We start from the raw sequence: 17,483 nt of genomic DNA on the forward strand, positions 1-17,483 counted from the left end.
AGCATAATATAAGTTTTTTAGTAAGTGGTTTCACTACCTTTTTAAGTTATTGGCAATTCCTAGCATATTATCTGAGGTTTGAATTGCTTTTGAGTTTACCTCATAGGCCCTTTGTGCAACGATCATTGTTACTAGTTCGTCTGCAATTGATACATTTGACATTTCAAGAATTCCTTGTCTTAGTTTACCCATTCCGTTACTTCCCGGTGTTCCTGATATTTCTTCTCCAGAACCAATTGTTTCTTTAAAGATGTTATTTCCAATTGCATTTAGACCTGATGGGTTGATGAATCGTATAATTTCTATTTGTCCAAGTTCAATTGGAGCAGGATTTTCATCAACTTTTACAGAGATTATTCCTTCTTCAGATATTGCAATGGAATCTTTTATATATCCTTCAGGAAAGGATATATCAGGTAACAATTTGTATCCTTGACTTGTTACAAGCGCTCCATTTGAGTCAATTTTAAATGAACCATCTCTGGTATATCCGTAGGTACCATCTGGGAGAAGAACCTTGTAAAATCCGTCACCTTCAATTGCAATATCAGTGTTTAAATTGGTGGCCTGCAACTTTCCTTGTTCAAAGATTCTGTGTGTTGCTGATACTTTTGTTCCGTGTCCAACTTGGTTGCCAATAGGCCTTACTGTATCCTCAGTTGCAGGGGTTCCTGCCCTTCTTTGTGTTTGGTATATTAGATCTTCAAATTCAGCTCTTATCTTTTTAAATCCTGTGGTATTTACATTTGAAAGATTGTTTGCAATTGTGTCCACATTATATTGTTGTGCTTTCATTCCGCTGGCTGCTGTCCAGAGTGCTCTCATCATAAACTAATCTCCTTAAAACTTTCCAATTTCATTAATTAATTTACCAAGAAGTGAATCCTCGGTTTGTATTATTTTTTGATTTGCTTCATAAGCTCTGTTGACTGTAATCATTGATACCATTTCGTTAATAGCATTTACATTTGATCCTTCTAAGGCACCAGTTTCAATTTTGGGCCTTGAGTTTATTGCAATATCTTTAGCTTCTCCAGATATTTCTGTGCTGTTCCAAAGTGAGCTTCCTTGCTTTTTTAAAAATCTTGGTTTTTCAAAATTTACAATTTTTAGGTTATCAAGGAGTTCATAGTTTTCCCAAGAATTTTCATGTTCACTTACAAGTCTTTTAGGATTTTCTTCAAATGTTGTATTATGAAATATTTGTCCTTGATCTGTTATTTTGAAGTTATTATGTTTTAGGTGTATGTACCCCTTTTCCCCAATCACAGGATATCCATCTTTTGTGACCAGTATACCTTCTTTCCCTAGTGTAAAAGAACCATTTCTTGTATATCTTGATCCCTCTGGTGTTTGAACAACAAAAAAGCCTTCATTGGTTAATGCTAAATCAAGAGGATTTCCAGTGATTTTTAGTGGTCCTTGCTCAAAGGAAGTATATATTTCATTTTCTTCGACTCCTGTGCCAATTTTGCCGACAACAGGAGCTGTTTCAAGGTATCCTTTAGGAAATTTGTAAAGGCCGTCGTCATTAACTCGCTTGATTAACATTTCAGGGAATGCTTTTTGTATGGATAAATCTTTTTTATATCCCGTAAGATCAATATTTGCTAAATTATTAGCTATAACATCTAGTCTATATCTTTGTGCCATCATCCCGCTGGCAGCAGTATAAATTCCTCTTACCAAATTAAATCCCCATTATTTTTACTTGTATAACTAATTCTATCACTAAAATCATTGTATATCAATTCTAATCTATTTATTATTTATATTTATGTTTATTTTGATATAAACAGTTTGAAACATCGATTTTTGAATAACTTAAGTTGTATGATGATAAGTTATTTCTTTTGCAAAAAGCATAAAATAAATGTATAATTTGCTTTTATTATAGTCTATTTAAATTCTTGATTCAGATATTAATTTAGGAGTTTTTATGAGTAATAATTTGTTAAAAATTATATTTTTTTTATTTTGTTTTTCGTTTTTTGCGTTTGCAGAGTCTGAAAAAACAGAGGATGAAAAAGATGGTAGTGAAGTTTTAGGATATTGGGTTGGATATGATGATAGTACAAATATTAAAAATTCTGTAATTTATGTTTATAAGCACGATGATAAAGTTTATGGTAGAATTTTAAATGTAATAAAGGATGGTAAGGTGTATGATATTAATAATCCTTCTGGTTCTAAAGTTGTGGGTTTTGAGCATTTAAGCACTGAAGGTCTTGATTTTATGTGGGGACTTAGGTATATTAAATCTGCTGATAAATGGGATTATGGAAAAATTATTGATCCTAAGAACGGTAAGATTTATACTTCTGAGATGAGAGTGGATTCAAAAACAGGTAATCTTGTTACTAAGGGCAAGGTGTGGGTTTTTGGTAGGAGTAAGGTTTGGACAAGAGCTAAAGAAGATGAAGTGCCAAGTTTAAATGTAGAAGGCATAATCCCAGAGCCTCCTGTAACAGAGAGATAGATATTTATGTTTTGTGGGAAATCTCAATGAAAGATAAAACGGGATATTATGATAAGTTTATTATGAAAGTTCCTAACTTTCCAAAGGAAGGTATACTTTTTTATGATATTACTAATGTTTTACTAAAAGTAGAAGCATATAAGTCTTTAGTGAGAGATGTGCATGCTTTTTATTCAACAAGAAAAATTGATTGTATTGCTGCTATTGAATCAAGAGGATATCTTATTGGTGCGCCTTTGGCTTTAAAAATGAGTTTACCTCTTTTGTTAATTCGAAAAGAAGGTAAGCTTCCAAGACAAGTTTTAAAAGAGAAATATGAGCTTGAATATGGATTTAGCAGTATTGAAATACATAAGGATGATGTTAAACAACATTCAAATATTTTGTTGGTCGATGACATTTTGGCTACTGGAGGGACTTTGAAAGCAGCTGCTATGTTGCTTGAAAAGGCAGGTGGGATAGTTTCTGATATATTTTGTTTCATTGAGCTTGTAGGCATAAATGGTCGAGGTATTTTGAGGGAATATAGTTTTAATTCTCTTGTTAAGTATTCTTGATATTATAATTACTTTTTAGTAAATAAATTTGAATTATTAATTGAATTTGAGTGATTGACTTTAAATTTTATTAAATTTATAATGCCTTAGTTTAAACATTGAGGGGGTTGAATTGTATTATGTATGCGTTGTTGGAAATAAAGGGTAAGCAGTATAAAGCTGTTATGGGAGAAATATTAAAGATAGATAAGATTGAAGCCAATGAAGGGGATAAATTAGAATTTGACAGTGTAATGCTTGTTAATAAGGGTGGTGATGTAAAAATAGGAAAACCTTATATTTTTGGTTCTTGTGTAAAATGTACTTATGTAGAAGCTAAAAAAGATAAAAAGGTTATTTCTTACAGATATAGGAGAAGAAAGTCAAGTGAGAGAAAAGTTGGTCATCGTCAATCTTATTCATATATTTTAGTTGACAACATAATTGTTAGTTAGTGATTAATATTTTAATAAAAACCCATAATAATGTGGTTATCTATATTTTAGCTAATGGACATGCACAAGGAAATGGTTATGTAAACATAGTTTGTGCTTCATTTTCTTTTATTTTAAGGACTTTTTTAAGTATTCTTGATTGTGAGGAAGAAAATTTTATTGTGGATAATTCTTTAAGAGGTTACTTGAAATTTGAGGCTTCTTTTGGGAATTTGAATAAGCAGAGTCTTTTTTATTATAGTAGGTTTTTAATACAAGGTGTAAAGGATTTGTGCTTTGAATATCCTTATGATATTAAATTAATTTTGGAGGAAACTAGTGGCAACAAGTAAAAGTGGTGGTAGTTCTAAGAATGGAAGAGATTCTATATCTAAGAGGCTTGGTGTTAAGAGGAGTGGTGGACAATTTGTGAAGGCTGGAGAAATAATTGTGCGTCAAAGAGGTACAAAATTTCATCAAGGTAAAAATGCTGGACTTGGCAGAGATTATACAATATTTGCATTAAAGGATGGTATAGTAGAGTTTAAAACTTTTAAGGGCCGAAAGTATATAAATATTGTTTAATACTATTGTCATAGTTGAGGTTGATTTGCATACATTTAAAGATTCTTTAAACATAACTGTATCTTCAGGTGATGGAGGTTCAGGTTCTATTTCTTTTTTGCGAGAAAGGTTTAAAGCTAAAGGGGGTCCTGATGGTGGTAATGGAGGAAGAGGTGGAAATGTAATTTTTAAGGTCAAAACCAATCTTAAGACTTTATCTCTTTATAGAAATGGTCAGCGACTTTCTGCTAGTGATGGTAAGCCTGGGATGGGTTCTAAAAAAAGCGGAGCTTCTGGTGAAAATTTAGTTGTTTTTGTTCCTCCGAATACTCGTGTTTATGATGCTGTTACCGATTCTGTGTTGTTTGAACTTCAAAGCTTTGATGAAGAAGTAATTATTTTAAAGGGTGGAAGAGGTGGGCTTGGTAATGCAAATTTTAAAAGTTCTACAAGAAGGACTCCAAGATTTGCTCAGCCTGGAGAATCTGGTATGACCTTGAATTTGCGTCTTGAATTATCATTAATAGCTGATATTGGGATTGTTGGACTTCCTAATGCAGGAAAATCTTCTCTTATTTCTACAATAACTGCTTCAAAGTCAAAAGTTGCAAATTATCCTTTTACTACTAGGGTTCCACATCTTGGTGTGATTAAGTCTTGTTGCGATGATTTAGTGATTGCTGATGTGCCTGGGATAATAGAAGGTTCGAGTCGGGGGTTGGGTCTTGGGTTTGAATTTTTAAGACATATTTCAAATACCAAAGTTTTAGTCTTTTTGATTGATGTTGCTAGTAATAATTTTTTGAGTGATTATAAGATTCTTTTTAATGAGCTTGGTAAATATAATGTTGAGTTTTTAAGCAAGAAGCGAGTAATTGTTGCTAATAAACTTGATTTAGATGGTGCAGTTGATGGATTTAATGAACTAAAAAGAGCTTTAGAAAGTGAAAGAATTTTAGGAATTTCTATTTATGAGAATAGAGGAATAAATGAGCTTGTTAGTGAGCTTTTTACTTTATCAGAAATTTGATAGAATTATTTCCTCTTTTTTAGAGGCTTATAATGGATGTATTAAGATAGGAGATTTATGCGAATAGCAATATTGGGTGGTACTTATAATCCTGTTCATATTGGACATATGTTTTTGGCAAAGGAGATAGAACACTTTCTAAGTGTTGATAAAATCATATTTATTCCTACTCATAAACCTGTTCATAAGCGTATTGAAAGTATCAGCGTTAAAGATAGAATTGAAATGCTTAAATTGGCAATACAGCATGAAAGTAAGATGTTTGTTGATGAATGTGACATAATCAATGGTGGAATAACTTATACTGTTGATACTATTGCTTGTATTAAGAATAAATATATTTATGATGAGATCTATTTGATAATTGGTGATGATCTTTTTAAGGATTTTGATTCGTGGAAGAATCCAGAGGTAATAGTTGAATCTGTTAATCTTGTGATAGTTCACAGGATTTACAATGAAGAAATAATTAGTCGGTTTAAACATACTTATATTAATAATAAAATATTTCCTATTTCTTCTTCAGAGATTAGAAGTAGGATTGAAAAAGGGCTACCTGTTGATTATTTACTTCCCTTTGACGTTTTGCAATATATTAAAAATAATAATTTATATGTTAAAGGTAAATAATTGAGAAAAGAATTATTTTTTTTAGTTTTAATTATTTTAATAATTCTTGGTATTATAATTTTCTTTGTTGATAGTTCTAAAAGAGAGCAAATATATTTTGAGTTGAATGCTAAGAATAATATTAGTTTTTTATTTTTAATAGAAGATGATAATGCTAGTCTTTTGAGTATGCAAGAGATTTTTATTAATATGAAAACAGGAAATATTGGATTTTTAGATATTCCTGTTTATACAGGTTATGAGGATTTAAAAGGGAATGTGTCTTGGTTTGAAGATTTATATAAAAAAAATAGCTTTAGTGAATTTTTGTCTAAAATATTTAGACAGTTAAATCATGAATCTGATTATTATATTCGTTTTAAAAAGAATAATTTTTTAAAATTTATTGACTATATTGGTGGCGTACAACTTCTTGTTAAAAACTCTGTTAAAGTATATAATCTGGCACGTCCTGTCTTAATACCTTCTGGTAATTCTTTTTTTGATGGAGATAAATCTTATGATTATTTGAGTTATTTCAGAGATATTGCTTCTTATAGTGAAAGATTTGAATTTTTTAAGGAATTTTTTAAAAAATTCTTGGCACAATTTTCTGATTTTAAAGAAGAGCATGATTATTTATCTAAAATGTATTTCATGTTAGATACTAATCTTTCTGAAATTATATTTAAGTATATTTTTGCCAATTATAAAATAAATAATGAGAAACTTATTTTTATTAATATTAAGGGTCAAGAAGAAACACTTAAGGATAATGATGATAATTTAATAAAAGTTATTTTCCCTTATTATGGGGGAGCTGTTCTTAAGGAGTCAATAGAAAATTTGAATAGAGATTTAATAGGTGAAACTAAGAATGAGGATGCAATAAAAGTTGTTGTTTTAAATGGAACTAAAACAGCTGGACTTGCAAGGAATGCGGCTGATATTTTCAAATCTTTTAAATTTAAGGTTGTAAGGTTTGGCAATGCAGATAGTCATAATTATTCTCATACTTTAATAATAAATAATTCGGATAATTTAGAAATAGCCATTAAAGTTGGGGATGTGATTAGAGCAAAAAACATTAAACCATCTTCTGAATTTCATATAGATACTTTAGGACTTGATGTACCCGATATGATTCCTGATGTAATAGTCATTTTGGGAGATGATTTTGATGGGAGATACGTTAAAAACAAATAATCTTAAGAAGTTATACGAGATGATATTTGATTTGTCGGAATTAATGTTTTGGGTATTAGTATTAGTTCTGTTTTTAATTGGGTAGATTTTTTATTATTGTTTTTTGTTTATCATTTAAGCAAATGGAGGCTTTATATTCTGAGAGATTGGTTATAGTTCTTTAAGGAAAAATTTTAATTATTGTGATCAAAGCAAGGTGTTTGTTCATGATTTAACAATTATTTTGTGTAAAAATTTAATTATACATTTGATGAGTGCAAAGGTCGAGTATACTATGAGCTTGAAAATATATGAGATAGGGGAGAAGTTATTTAATTAGAAAAAATAAAAATATCGCAATAATTATTTACAAAAAATTAAAAATATTCTAGATTTAAGACATGTATTTAGGGAGGCCTAGAGGTGAATATTACAGACATAAGAATTAGGAAAGTTGAGAATAAAAATCCCGGTTCGAAATTATTGGCATATGTTACGGTTACTTTTGACGATTGTTTAGTTCTACATAATATTAGGGTTATTAGGGGGCAAAAAGGTATTTTTATTGTTATGCCTAATAGAAGAACTAAAGTTGGAGAGTATAAGGACATTGTGCATCCTATTAATCAAAATTTTAGAGAGATTTTGCAAACTGCTATTTTTAAGGAATATGTCAAGGAAAATCCTTCAAATCTTGCACTTGAATTAGGTTAGAAAATATTATTGACAAAGTGTATTGTATTTTGTATTCTTTTGGTTTGTGGATAATTAAGTATTTGGGACGTCGACAAGTGGTAAGTCACCTGGTTTTGGTCCAGGCATGCGAGGGTTCGAATCCTTCCGTCCCAGTATTTTATATTAGGAGTTTCATTTTGGATAGTAGTAGGATTTTAAGATATGAGGGCCGTTTAGATTTTGGTTCATCATGTGCTCGTAGGATAAGATCAAAGTCTGATATACCAGCTGTTGTGTACGGAAAGGGGAACGATGTCCTTCATATAAAAGTTAAGGGTAGTGAATTTAATAAGAAATTTGCTAAGTTTACAGATAATACTGTTTTAATTTTAAGTGATGGAAAAGTTGAGAGATGTGTTTTTGTTAAAGATGTAAGTGAAAATTTAACTAAAAAATTTATTTATCATGTTGATTTTTATGAAATTGATAGAGATAAAGAGATTGAAAGGGATGTTTCAATTAAATTTGTAGGAGCTTCTATTGGCGTTAAGGAAGAGGGTGGAATTTTAAGTGTGATGCGGACTAAAATTAAAGTTAGATCTTTGCCTTTAGATTTACCAGAATTTGTTGAAGTGGATTTAACACCTGTGAAGAAAGGGGAGCAAATAACTTTCAAGGATATTGTATTTTCTGATAGTGTTAGGCTTTCCGAAGAGGATGAAAATTTAGCTATTTTAATTGTAAGATAGAGAATTATGAATTTGTTAATAATTGGCCTGGGTAATCCCGGGTCTAATTTTTTGCATACTAGACATAATGTCGGTTTTGAATTTATAGATAAATTGGTAGTTAAAAATGGTCTTTCTTTTAAAAGGGTAAAAAATTATGAATATTCTGATTTTAATCTTCAAAGTAGAAGGGTAGTTTTTGTTAAGCCTTTAACTTATGTGAATTTGATTGGTAATATTTTTCCTTCTGTTTTTGCTAGGTTTCATATGAAAATAACTAATATGCTAGTTGTAGTTGATAATGTTGATTTGCCTTTGGGAAAGTGTAAACTTAGAAAAATAGGAGGGACTTCTACTCATAATGGGCTTCGTTCTATTTCTGATAGCCTAGGAAGTACTAAGTATAGTAGACTTTATATTGGGGTTGGTTGCAATAATGAATCCAGTCTTAGAGATTTTGTTCTGTCAAAATTTAGCGATATTGAACTGGAGCGTATTAAAAATGTCTTTGAGTTTTTAAGTGAAGAGATATTAGATGTTGATGGTTTTAATTTTGAACATAAAGTTGCAACTATTAATTCTAGTAATTTTTGATGTTTGGGAATAATATAATAACAAAAATAGAAAGTTTTTATGAAAAAAATTCTTTAACCAAAGGAAAAGTGGTGGTTGCTTTTTCAGGAGGTGCAGATTCTACTGCTTTGCTATTAAGTTTAAAGGAATATTTAAATAATAATATTATTGCACTTTATTTTGCGCATTATATAAGACCGGAATTCGAACAAAATTTAGAAATAGAGCATGTAAAAACGTTTTGTAATTTTCATAATATTACTTTTCAAATAAAGGAATGTAGTGTTGATATAAAGAGAGAATCTAGGCAACTTAGTATGTCAATTGAAGATTTGGCTAGAAAATATCGCTATAATGCTTTATTAGAAGCTTTTAGCGAAAATAAGGCTAGTTATATTGCTCTTGCTCATAATAAGAATGATCAATTTGAGACCCTGGTGATGAGATTTTTCCAGGGTTCGTTTTTGGATGGATTTTCTGGTATTCCAATTATTAATGGTAACATTATTAGACCTTTACTTGAAGTATCAAGAAAAGAGATTGAAGAATTTCTTTCTTTGAATAATATCGTTTATTTTGTTGATAGTACTAATCTTGAGGATTTATATTTAAGAAATAAAATTAGAATTAATCTTATTCCAGTTATTGAAAAAATTTTTAAAGGGTATGAAAGGGGCTTAGAAAGAATATCTGATTTTTCTAGTGAGCTTGTAGATTATTTTGATAAGAAGGATTTTCTTCCCTTTAGTAAGGGTAATTACTATTATTCTTTTGACGCTTTTACTTTTTTCAGTCTGCCAAAATATTTGGTTTTTAGAAGTATTTTCAAGATTTTAAATTTAGAGGGCATTGTTTCAACTCTATCATATAGAGCTCTAGGTGAGATTTTTAGGGTAAATCCTGTTTACAAAAGGAGTAAAATTTTATTAAGGACCGATGATTTTTTTTTAGAAAAACGTAAAGATAAAATTAATCTTGTTTTTAAGGAATCTGAGGAGATGCATGAATCTTTTGATTTTTTCTTAAAACTTAATGAATATCATAGTTTATCTTTAGGTAAGATTTTGTTAAAATATTTGGAGTGTGAAGATGATTCTATATTGACATTGAGATGTTGTTCTTATGAGTTTAGGCATAGATTTTTTAAAAATAAGTTGCAATCAAAGAAGTTTTTTTCTAAGTTTGTAAGATATAATCCACTCTATTTAATGTTATTAGTTTTAAATGATAAGATAATTGGAATTATTGATTTAAATACTTTAAAATTAATATGGAGTGATAGGAGTATTCTTAAAAAAATTAATATATCTTTGATCGGAGGATTTTTAAAGGAATGAGTATTAACAATAATAACTTGAATAATAATTGCAAATCTAATAACAAAAAGAAAAATAAGAATTGGATTTTAATTCTTGTTATAATCTTCTTAGTTTTGGCAATATTTATGTCTTATTTCATGCGAGCTGGAAATAGTTATAAAAGTGTACCTTATAGCACATTTCAAACTTATTTGGATAGTGGTTTAATTGAGTCAGTGGTTATAATTGATAAAAGTCAAATTCAGTTTGTTGTAAAGAATTCAAATTTAGAAAGATCTTATTTTTTTACTAATATCCCTTACTTTGATATCAGTTTGCTTGCTGAGCTTAAAGCTAAGAAGGTTGAAGTAAGTTCTGGAAAGAGTCAATCTTCTTTACTTAGTGTTATTTTTCAAACTTTACCATGGATATTATTTTTTATTTTTTTCTTTTTTATATTTCGTCAAACTCAGGGTGGTGGAGGAAAAGTTTTTTCATTTGGAAAAAGTAATGCTCAAAAGTATGAAGCAGGAAAAAATAAGGTTACTTTTAAAGATGTTGCTGGTCAAGAAGAAGTTAAGCAGGAACTTAATGAAGTGGTTGAATTTCTTAAGTATCCTAAAAAATTTGAGAAGATAGGTGCAAGAATCCCAAAAGGCGTTCTTTTAGTTGGATCTCCTGGGACAGGAAAAACTTTGCTTGCTAAAGCTGTTGCAGGTGAGGCTGGTGTAAATTTTTTTCATATGTCAGGTTCTGATTTTGTTGAGATGTTTGTAGGGGTTGGTGCAAGTCGTGTTAGAGATTTATTTGACAATGCAAGAAAAAATGCTCCTTGCATAATTTTTATTGACGAACTTGATGCTGTTGGAAGAAGCCGTGGAGCTGGTCTTGGTGGTGGTCATGATGAGAGAGAGCAAACTCTTAATCAGTTATTGGTTGAAATGGATGGCTTTGGGACATATACTAATGTAATTGTGATGGCAGCAACAAATAGACCTGACGTTCTTGATTCTGCTTTGCTTAGACCTGGGAGGTTTGATAGACAAGTAACAGTAACTTTGCCTGATATTAAGGAGAGAGAAGCAATACTGAATATACATGCTAAGAAGACTAAATTTTCAAAAAGAATTGATTTACAAGTGATAGCAAGGGCTACTCCTGGTGTTAGTGGTGCTGATCTTGCAAATTTAATTAATGAGGGAGCTTTAATTGCTGCAAGGAATAATCAGTCTGAAATTCTTATGAGTGATTTAGAAGAGGCTAGAGATAAAATATTAATGGGTGTTGCCAAGAAATCCATGATGATTACTGATAGACAGAAACTTGAAACAGCTTATCATGAAGCAGGACATGCTTTGCTTCATTATTATCTTGAGTATGCTGATCCTTTACATAAGGTTAGTATTATTCCTAGAGGTAGAGCTCTTGGAGTTGCTTTTTCACTTCCTAGAGAGGATAGGCTTTCAATAAATAAAAATCAGATTCTTGATAAAATTAAGATATGTTATGGTGGTTATGCTAGTGAGCAGATTAATTTAGGTTTTACTACGGCTGGTGTACAGAATGATTTAATGCAGGCTACTAATTTGGCAAAAAAAATGGTTACAGAGTGGGGTATGGGAGAAGACGTAGGTCCAATATTTTTGGTAGATGATGAGGCTCCAATTTTCCTTCCAAAAGAATTTTCTAAATCAAAAGCTTATTCTGAAAATACTGCTGATAGAGTAGACAGAGAAGTTAAAAAAATTCTTGAGGGATGTTTGAAAGAAGCATCAGATATTTTGATTAAGCATAAGGAGCAGTTAGTTAAACTTGCAGAAGCCTTGATTGCAAGGGAAACTTTGACAGATAATGAAATAAGAGAACTTTTAGGATTTAAAATTATCGAAAATGATTATGAAAAAAGTTTAGAAGAATCTAAAATGGAGATAGGAAATGTATAATTAAGGTTTTGAATGATGGGGTTGTGCGGCTTATGGTTGAAAATTATGTTTTTTCTTTTATTTTAATAAGCTTAAATGTTAGTCTAAGGTGAAGGTAGACAAAGGGGTATCTCAAAAATTCTTTTTATTGAGGCTAAAAATTTGATGGTTGTGCTTACAAGGGGATTTGATATTCTTTATAGTTCTCTTGAGTTTAATTTAGAAAACTCAGATTCTCTTTATGGATTTTCATTAAGAGATAATGTTCTTTTGTTAGATAGAATTTATTTTTTGAGATTTGCAATAGACATTGGTAGTTTTATCTTTGTTAAGCTCAGGGGCTTATATTACCGTTATTTTTCATTAATTTTAAGTCAAAATGATGATATCAATAAGATGGAAAAATTATTGATCTTTATGAGAAACTGGAGAATGACTTGCAGAATGATAAAGATTTAATTTATATGAAGCTTGAAGCTTTTAAGAGAAATTTTAGTAAAATTTTGGCACATTGTTTTGCTATGTATGTCGATGATTTGAAATTTTTTAAATAGTTTTTGAATGATGATAATTTTTGTTCAAGTATTTTTTCTGAACTTAAGTTGAGAGGAGATTCTTTTTTTAAGATTAATGGTATTTAATTTTAAAAGTACGTCAAAATGAAGCTAATATCGTTTCTTTATTTACTTTTTTAAAGAATAAGAGCAAAAAATTAAACGGGGTTTGGTTTAGGGTATTTATTGGAGTATAAACTCCTAATTTCTCTTGATGACGTTTATATCCTTTAAAGAAGGGTAACTTGAGTAATAAATATTTATGAGCTTTTGGAGATCCTAATAAAAATTTGTCTGATGTGTATTTTATAGATGATAAAGAGAATGTTGCCGTATTTGAGAATGGGGTTTTGGTAAGTTTTTTTAAAAATGGTGGACCATTATTTTATGGATTTAAACTTAGACGAGCAGTATTTTAATAGAGTTTATTTTAAAGATAAAGCTCCTGTTTGTTATGAGAACAGTTTGCTTGGTTATAGAGTTAATTATTCTATTTATCCTTATTGCAGTATGATTGAAATTAGTTGTTCAGATAAACAGTATGTATATACTTTTTTTGTGGACCCCTTTTGTTATGAAATTTTTAATATTTTTAATTATAACTTTGATTATATGGGTATCAATGAATTTTTAATAGCTAATTTTTCAAGAATTTTTCTTTCTAAGAGTTTAAATTTGAATCCTATTATAAGAAAATTAATGATTCTAAAAAATTCAATTATATTGAAATTTATGATAAAGGAGTTTTAAAAGCTAAAAAAGTTATTTTAGATAATAGTTTTGATATCTATCATAATGTTAATTAGCTTTTGAGAATTATTGATGCATAAAAAGATTTTTATTATTTTTATTTTAATTTTTTCATGCAAAACAATAAAAGACATAGATGACAAGTCGATTTATTATATTCCATCCGAAGGCATAAAAAAGCATATTAAGGATAATAATTTTGAGATTGCTCTTTCAAGTTATTACAATATGAAGAATAGTGGTTTTGAAATGGATCAAGGTATTTTAGAATTGAGAGATAAAGCTTTATCTGGGATTCAAGAGGAATATCTTAAGTTTTATAAAGAAAAAGATTATGAGAAAGCAATCTCTAAGCTTGAGACTTTGAATTTGTTTGGTTTTTTACTTCATGAAAGTAGAGAACAATTGATTTTAAAGCATCTTGAGAGTTTAAAAAGTAAAGAGCAAATGCTTTCAGATTTTTTTGCAAAATATTATCTACTTGATGATAATGCTTTTAATTCTATTAAAAATTTTATTTTTAATAAAAAATCCCCTTCAAAAAATGTTTTGCTTGATACGTCTGTTTTAACAGTTTTGGTAGATATGGGTACTAAAGTTTTAGACGGCTATAGGATACCAAATATTGCTTTGGGTTCTGCTTTTGTTGTTGATAATATGAAGGGATATGCTTTAACTAATTATCATGTAATTAGTTCTCAAGTTGATGAGGATTATAATGGAATTTCAAATCTTTATGTCAGATATCCAAGAGGCAAGGGCGAAAAACTTCCTGCAAAAGTAATTTCTTATTCAAAGGAAATGGATCTTGCGTTAATTAAAGTTCCTTTTAAATTAGAGCATCAATTTAATTTAAATTATTCTTCAAATATTAATATTGGAGATAGAATTTATGCAATGGGATCTCCTATGGGACTTGAGAAGAGTGTTACTTCAGGAATAATTTCTGGAAAGAATAGAAATTTATTGTCAGTGGGCGATTCTTATCAAATTGATGCTGCAATTAGTCCGGGAAATTCTGGAGGACCTGTAGTAAATGAGAATGGCGAATTTATTGGACTTTCATTTGCTGGAATTTTACATGCTCAAGGTCTTAATTTCGTTATACCTTCAAAGTGGGTTTTAAAGGTCTTGCCATTTATGTATGGTGGTGGAATTTTAAAAAATAAGTGGTTGGGATTTACTTTTTCTGAAAGTTTAAGAAATTTGGAAATATCATATGTGTTTCCTAATTCTCCTGCAGATATTGGTGGGCTTAAGATTGGAGATTCTATTTTAAGTGTTAATTCCTTAAAGTTTGAAACTTTAAGTGATCTTCAATATTATATTTTGCAAAAAAAATCTATGGTGAAAATTAAATATAGACGGAACAATAAAGAATATGAAGGTTATTTTTATCCTCAAGATAGACCAGGAGATATCGTTGAAAGTATTGTAAAAAATGATTCTTTTAAAAATTTACTAGGAGCCTTTTTGGGTTTAAATTTAAGTTTGATTTCTGGTAGAGAGTATAGAGTTTCTAAAGTATTTACAAATGGTCTTGGAAATGAACTTAATTTTAGACCAAATGATGAAATTTTTGTTTATAATTTTAAATATGTTAAGGATGAGAGGATATTTATTTTATTGCTTTATGTTAAAAGACTATTTGCAGGATATTTAGGCTCTCCATTGCAGCTTATTATTCCATTTGATTCTATTGTATTTGTATAAAATTAATTTATTTTGAGGTAATTGTATGAGCTTTTATTTGAATTTAGTTAGTGGAGAAACTAAATCCAATCCCGATGATATTGTTTCTATTAGTCATTTTAATTTTAAAGATAATTTAAATTTAATGCTTATAATTGGTCCTATGGGTAGTGGTAAGACAGAATATGCTGCTAAGATTTATAAAGATTCTCTTATTATTAAGAATAAGTCTTTTAAGGTTTTAGCGTCCATTACCAAGGGTTTTAGAAACAGAGCTAATGTGTTTTTTATTAGAAATATTCTTGATAAAAAAAGGTTTAAAGATTATCCTGAAAATGTTATTCCTTATAGGGGTGGTGTAAGTGATAAAATTGATGGGGTTGATTTTGCAGGTAGTTCTTTTGATGTAGGTAAATTGATAGATAATAATCCTGAACATGGAACTTTTATTATTGATGAGACTTGTTTTTACGATGAGCGTTTGGTTTTTATTTTAAATAAAATTGCATTGGATTCAAACGTGTTATTTATACTTCCTACCTTACTTTATAACTTTAGGAAAGAAATCTTTAATAATACTGCTAGACTTTTAATAGAGTATTCAGACAAAATTTGTCGTCTTGGTGCTTATTGTGAACATGTGGATTGTATGGATGAGTCCTTTTTAACATACAGGTATTATTTTTATGGAGGAAAGGAAATAGCTGCTCCTTATTTTGATCCTTTGTTAATTGTTGGTGGTGATGAGATTGTTGAATCTGCTATTTATCCAAATTATGCTACAAGATGCTCTAGACATCATTATCTTGTTGGTAGGGAATATTTTTTTACTATTCTTAAGCCTTTTGCATTATTGTATTCTCAAGGTGATAAAAAATTTTTTGAAAGAGAAATCTTGGATTTAAGTAGTAATGTGATAAGTTCAAATTTTAAAAATTCTCTCTTAATTGAATCTAGAGGAAGATATGATCTTCTAGTTTTAGAAGATTTGCTAGAATTACCTTTTTTAGCAGAGAGAGCTTTAATTACGCTTTCATTGGAATATAATATTCTTAGTAAGGGAGATTTTAAAAATCTTATCGATAAATTTTCTCTTAGTAAGGATTATATTCAAAAAGTGGTTGTTTCAAGAGGGGACAAATGGATCTTTTAAAAGATGTTAATAATAGTTTGGTTTATTTTTAAAAAATTCCTTTGTTTTTTCAATGCGTATTAATTCTTTTTCAATTATGTTATAATAATCGAGTTCTTTCATTTCAATTCTGTAATATTCATCTTCCCAATTTGTTATTCCGCTGCTTTGTATTTTAGTAAATTTATATTTGTGAAGTTGCTTGTGATACTTTAAAGCTTCTGTGTAATAATCGGCAGCTATTTTGTAAAGATTTGTGGCTTTATTTAAGTTTTCAAGAATTGCATTTTTTTTTGGAGTTTTGTAAAAATATGCATATCTTGTATCAAATAAGTCACCTAAATACAAATGTTGCTTTACAAGAAGCAGATTTACATGCATTTTAAAAAGAAGCTTATATTTGTTCCATTCTTCTCTTGTTTCTATTTTTGATAGAGAGTAATTTGGATTTCCAAATGGGTACTTTAATGCATTTTTTAAAAAAAATATATTTCTTTTATAATTGTCAGGTTTTCTTTTAATTTGTTCGTTGAATATGACATACCATTGTTCCGCGTAGAAAAATTTTGATGATGCATTTATATTGGTTATTAGTAGGATTGAAAATATTACTAGACACAATATAAGAATACTTTTATTAAACATAGTTTAGATCCTTTCCTTCATTTTGATTATATTAAAATTTGATTAAATCAAAAATTTTTCTAGTGTTTATTTCTAAATCCTCTTCATTTGAATTTTCAATGTATACTATATCAATTAAGCTGTCAAATATTTTGAGTATTTTCATGTACTTAGAGTTAATTTTTTTAAATATTGATGCTTCAAATTCAAAAAGGTCAGCTTGTGTTCTATTTTTTTGAATGCGTTTGTATGCAATATTGGGATCCGCCTTTATAAAAAAAAGTTTTTCGGGGAGAGGGAAATCTTTATTTAGTGTATATCCTAATTTTCCTTGATATGCTATAGACGAAAATAAATATCTATCAGTTATTACTTTTGTTTTGCCTTTATTTAATATTTCTATTATTCCATTTTTAGTATTGTATAAATGTTCATATCTATCTGCTACATACAAGTGTGCAAGAGATACTTTTTTTAGAGGGGTTTTAAAATTATTTAGTTGCTGTCTTATAAATTCACCGATTACTCCTTGTGAAGGTTCTTTTGTAAAATGGTATTTTAGTTGATTGTTATTACAGAGTGTTTGTAAGTTTTGAATTATACTTGTTTTTCCGCTTCCGTCGATTCCTTCTATGCAATAGAAGTTTTTTAGAATCTTATTCACAAAAATTGTCCCCTTAGATACTTATTAAGTATAA

General features: G+C 29.2%; 22 protein-coding genes and 1 tRNA gene. 19 read left to right on the plus strand and 4 right to left on the minus strand.

Annotation, left to right across the window (positions count from 1 at the left end; genetic code table 11):
• Nucleotides 1-33: 33 nt before the first annotated feature.
• Together flgG and flgF are read right to left on the minus strand one after the other, a co-directional pair.
• Nucleotides 34-828 (minus strand): flagellar basal-body rod protein FlgG, encoded by a 795-nt coding sequence (flgG, locus tag K5Q05_RS03860; protein WP_025443451.1) that lies wholly within the window; start codon nucleotides 826-828, stop codon nucleotides 34-36.
• A 12-nt stretch (nucleotides 829-840) separates the two neighbouring features.
• The gene (gene flgF / locus K5Q05_RS03865) at nucleotides 841-1,689 is read right to left on the minus strand and encodes a flagellar basal-body rod protein FlgF (protein WP_025443450.1); all 849 of its coding nucleotides are present in this window, start codon (nucleotides 1,687-1,689) and stop codon (nucleotides 841-843) included.
• Between the two features lie 250 nt (nucleotides 1,690-1,939).
• On the opposite strand from flgF, the gene K5Q05_RS03870 reads away from it, so the two are divergent.
• From K5Q05_RS03870 to K5Q05_RS03955, 19 genes are all read left to right on the plus strand, one after another.
• Nucleotides 1,940-2,479 carry a DUF2147 domain-containing protein gene (locus K5Q05_RS03870; protein ID WP_025443449.1) on the plus strand — a complete coding sequence of 180 codons (540 nt, stop codon included), beginning with the start codon at nucleotides 1,940-1,942 and terminating at the stop codon, nucleotides 2,477-2,479.
• A 26-nt stretch (nucleotides 2,480-2,505) separates the two neighbouring features.
• A complete protein-coding gene (locus tag K5Q05_RS03875) occupies nucleotides 2,506-3,036 on the plus strand; it encodes an adenine phosphoribosyltransferase (protein WP_025443448.1) in 531 nt (176 codons plus the stop codon).
• A 119-nt stretch (nucleotides 3,037-3,155) separates the two neighbouring features.
• Nucleotides 3,156-3,470 (plus strand): 50S ribosomal protein L21, encoded by a 315-nt coding sequence (gene rplU, locus K5Q05_RS03880; RefSeq protein ID WP_025443447.1) that lies wholly within the window; start codon nucleotides 3,156-3,158, stop codon nucleotides 3,468-3,470.
• The gene (locus K5Q05_RS03885) at nucleotides 3,470-3,802 is read left to right on the plus strand and encodes a ribosomal-processing cysteine protease Prp (protein ID WP_025443446.1); all 333 of its coding nucleotides are present in this window, start codon (nucleotides 3,470-3,472) and stop codon (nucleotides 3,800-3,802) included. The genes rplU and K5Q05_RS03885 overlap by 1 nt, the downstream gene beginning before the upstream one ends.
• Nucleotides 3,789-4,034: a 50S ribosomal protein L27 gene (rpmA, locus tag K5Q05_RS03890; protein ID WP_025443445.1), complete on the plus strand. Its 246-nt coding sequence runs from the start codon at nucleotides 3,789-3,791 to the stop codon at nucleotides 4,032-4,034. Before K5Q05_RS03885 ends, rpmA begins: the two co-directional genes overlap by 14 nt.
• Nucleotides 4,035-4,059: 25 nt before the next feature.
• A complete protein-coding gene (gene obgE / locus K5Q05_RS03895) occupies nucleotides 4,060-5,043 on the plus strand; it encodes a GTPase ObgE (protein ID WP_025443444.1) in 984 nt (327 codons plus the stop codon).
• A gap of 57 nt (nucleotides 5,044-5,100) precedes the next feature.
• Nucleotides 5,101-5,673 (plus strand): nicotinate (nicotinamide) nucleotide adenylyltransferase, encoded by a 573-nt coding sequence (gene nadD / locus K5Q05_RS03900; protein WP_025443443.1) that lies wholly within the window; start codon nucleotides 5,101-5,103, stop codon nucleotides 5,671-5,673.
• Complete coding sequence (locus K5Q05_RS03905; protein ID WP_025443442.1) at nucleotides 5,674-6,858, plus strand: LCP family protein; 1,185 nt, start codon at nucleotides 5,674-5,676, stop codon at nucleotides 6,856-6,858.
• Nucleotides 6,859-7,260: 402 nt separating this feature from the next.
• Nucleotides 7,261-7,551: a septation regulator SpoVG gene (gene spoVG / locus K5Q05_RS03910; protein WP_025443441.1), complete on the plus strand. Its 291-nt coding sequence runs from the start codon at nucleotides 7,261-7,263 to the stop codon at nucleotides 7,549-7,551.
• Nucleotides 7,552-7,614: 63 nt separating this feature from the next.
• Nucleotides 7,615-7,686, plus strand: a tRNA-Gln gene (locus K5Q05_RS03915).
• Nucleotides 7,687-7,709: 23 nt separating this feature from the next.
• A complete protein-coding gene (locus K5Q05_RS03920) occupies nucleotides 7,710-8,261 on the plus strand; it encodes a 50S ribosomal protein L25/general stress protein Ctc (protein ID WP_025443440.1) in 552 nt (183 codons plus the stop codon).
• Nucleotides 8,262-8,267: 6 nt separating this feature from the next.
• Nucleotides 8,268-8,834: an aminoacyl-tRNA hydrolase gene (pth, locus tag K5Q05_RS03925; RefSeq protein WP_025443439.1), complete on the plus strand. Its 567-nt coding sequence runs from the start codon at nucleotides 8,268-8,270 to the stop codon at nucleotides 8,832-8,834.
• On the plus strand, nucleotides 8,834-10,150 hold the full coding sequence (gene tilS, locus K5Q05_RS03930) for a tRNA lysidine(34) synthetase TilS (RefSeq protein ID WP_044003302.1): 1,317 nt from the start codon (nucleotides 8,834-8,836) through the stop codon (nucleotides 10,148-10,150). Before pth ends, tilS begins: the two co-directional genes overlap by 1 nt.
• Nucleotides 10,147-12,054, plus strand: coding sequence for an ATP-dependent zinc metalloprotease FtsH (gene ftsH / locus K5Q05_RS03935; RefSeq protein ID WP_099497047.1), 1,908 nt, complete (start codon nucleotides 10,147-10,149; stop codon nucleotides 12,052-12,054). Before tilS ends, ftsH begins: the two co-directional genes overlap by 4 nt.
• Nucleotides 12,055-12,195: 141 nt before the next feature.
• A complete protein-coding gene (locus K5Q05_RS03940; protein WP_025443437.1) occupies nucleotides 12,196-12,492 on the plus strand; it encodes a hypothetical protein in 297 nt (98 codons plus the stop codon).
• Nucleotides 12,493-12,877: 385 nt separating this feature from the next.
• Nucleotides 12,878-13,006 (plus strand): hypothetical protein, encoded by a 129-nt coding sequence (locus K5Q05_RS04325; protein ID WP_255315125.1) that lies wholly within the window; start codon nucleotides 12,878-12,880, stop codon nucleotides 13,004-13,006.
• A complete protein-coding gene (locus K5Q05_RS03945; protein WP_025443436.1) occupies nucleotides 12,975-13,337 on the plus strand; it encodes a hypothetical protein in 363 nt (120 codons plus the stop codon). Before K5Q05_RS04325 ends, K5Q05_RS03945 begins: the two co-directional genes overlap by 32 nt.
• 72 nt (nucleotides 13,338-13,409) lie before the next feature.
• Entirely contained in the window at nucleotides 13,410-15,050 is a 1,641-nt protein-coding gene (locus tag K5Q05_RS03950; RefSeq protein WP_232515434.1) for a S1C family serine protease, read from the plus strand.
• 25 nt (nucleotides 15,051-15,075) lie between these two features.
• Nucleotides 15,076-16,182, plus strand: coding sequence for a thymidine kinase (locus tag K5Q05_RS03955; protein ID WP_025443434.1), 1,107 nt, complete (start codon nucleotides 15,076-15,078; stop codon nucleotides 16,180-16,182).
• Between the two features lie 6 nt (nucleotides 16,183-16,188).
• Here the strand turns inward: K5Q05_RS03955 and K5Q05_RS03960 are convergent, their stop codons facing one another.
• A complete protein-coding gene (locus K5Q05_RS03960) occupies nucleotides 16,189-16,806 on the minus strand; it encodes a hypothetical protein (RefSeq protein WP_025443433.1) in 618 nt (205 codons plus the stop codon).
• A 31-nt stretch (nucleotides 16,807-16,837) separates the two neighbouring features.
• Entirely contained in the window at nucleotides 16,838-17,449 is a 612-nt protein-coding gene (tmk, locus tag K5Q05_RS03965) for a dTMP kinase (protein WP_025443432.1), read from the minus strand.
• Between the last annotated feature and the right edge of the window lie 34 nt (nucleotides 17,450-17,483).

The sequence above is a fragment of the Borrelia miyamotoi genome, from assembly GCF_019668505.1.
GTDB classification, from domain to species: domain Bacteria; phylum Spirochaetota; class Spirochaetia; order Borreliales; family Borreliaceae; genus Borrelia; species Borrelia miyamotoi.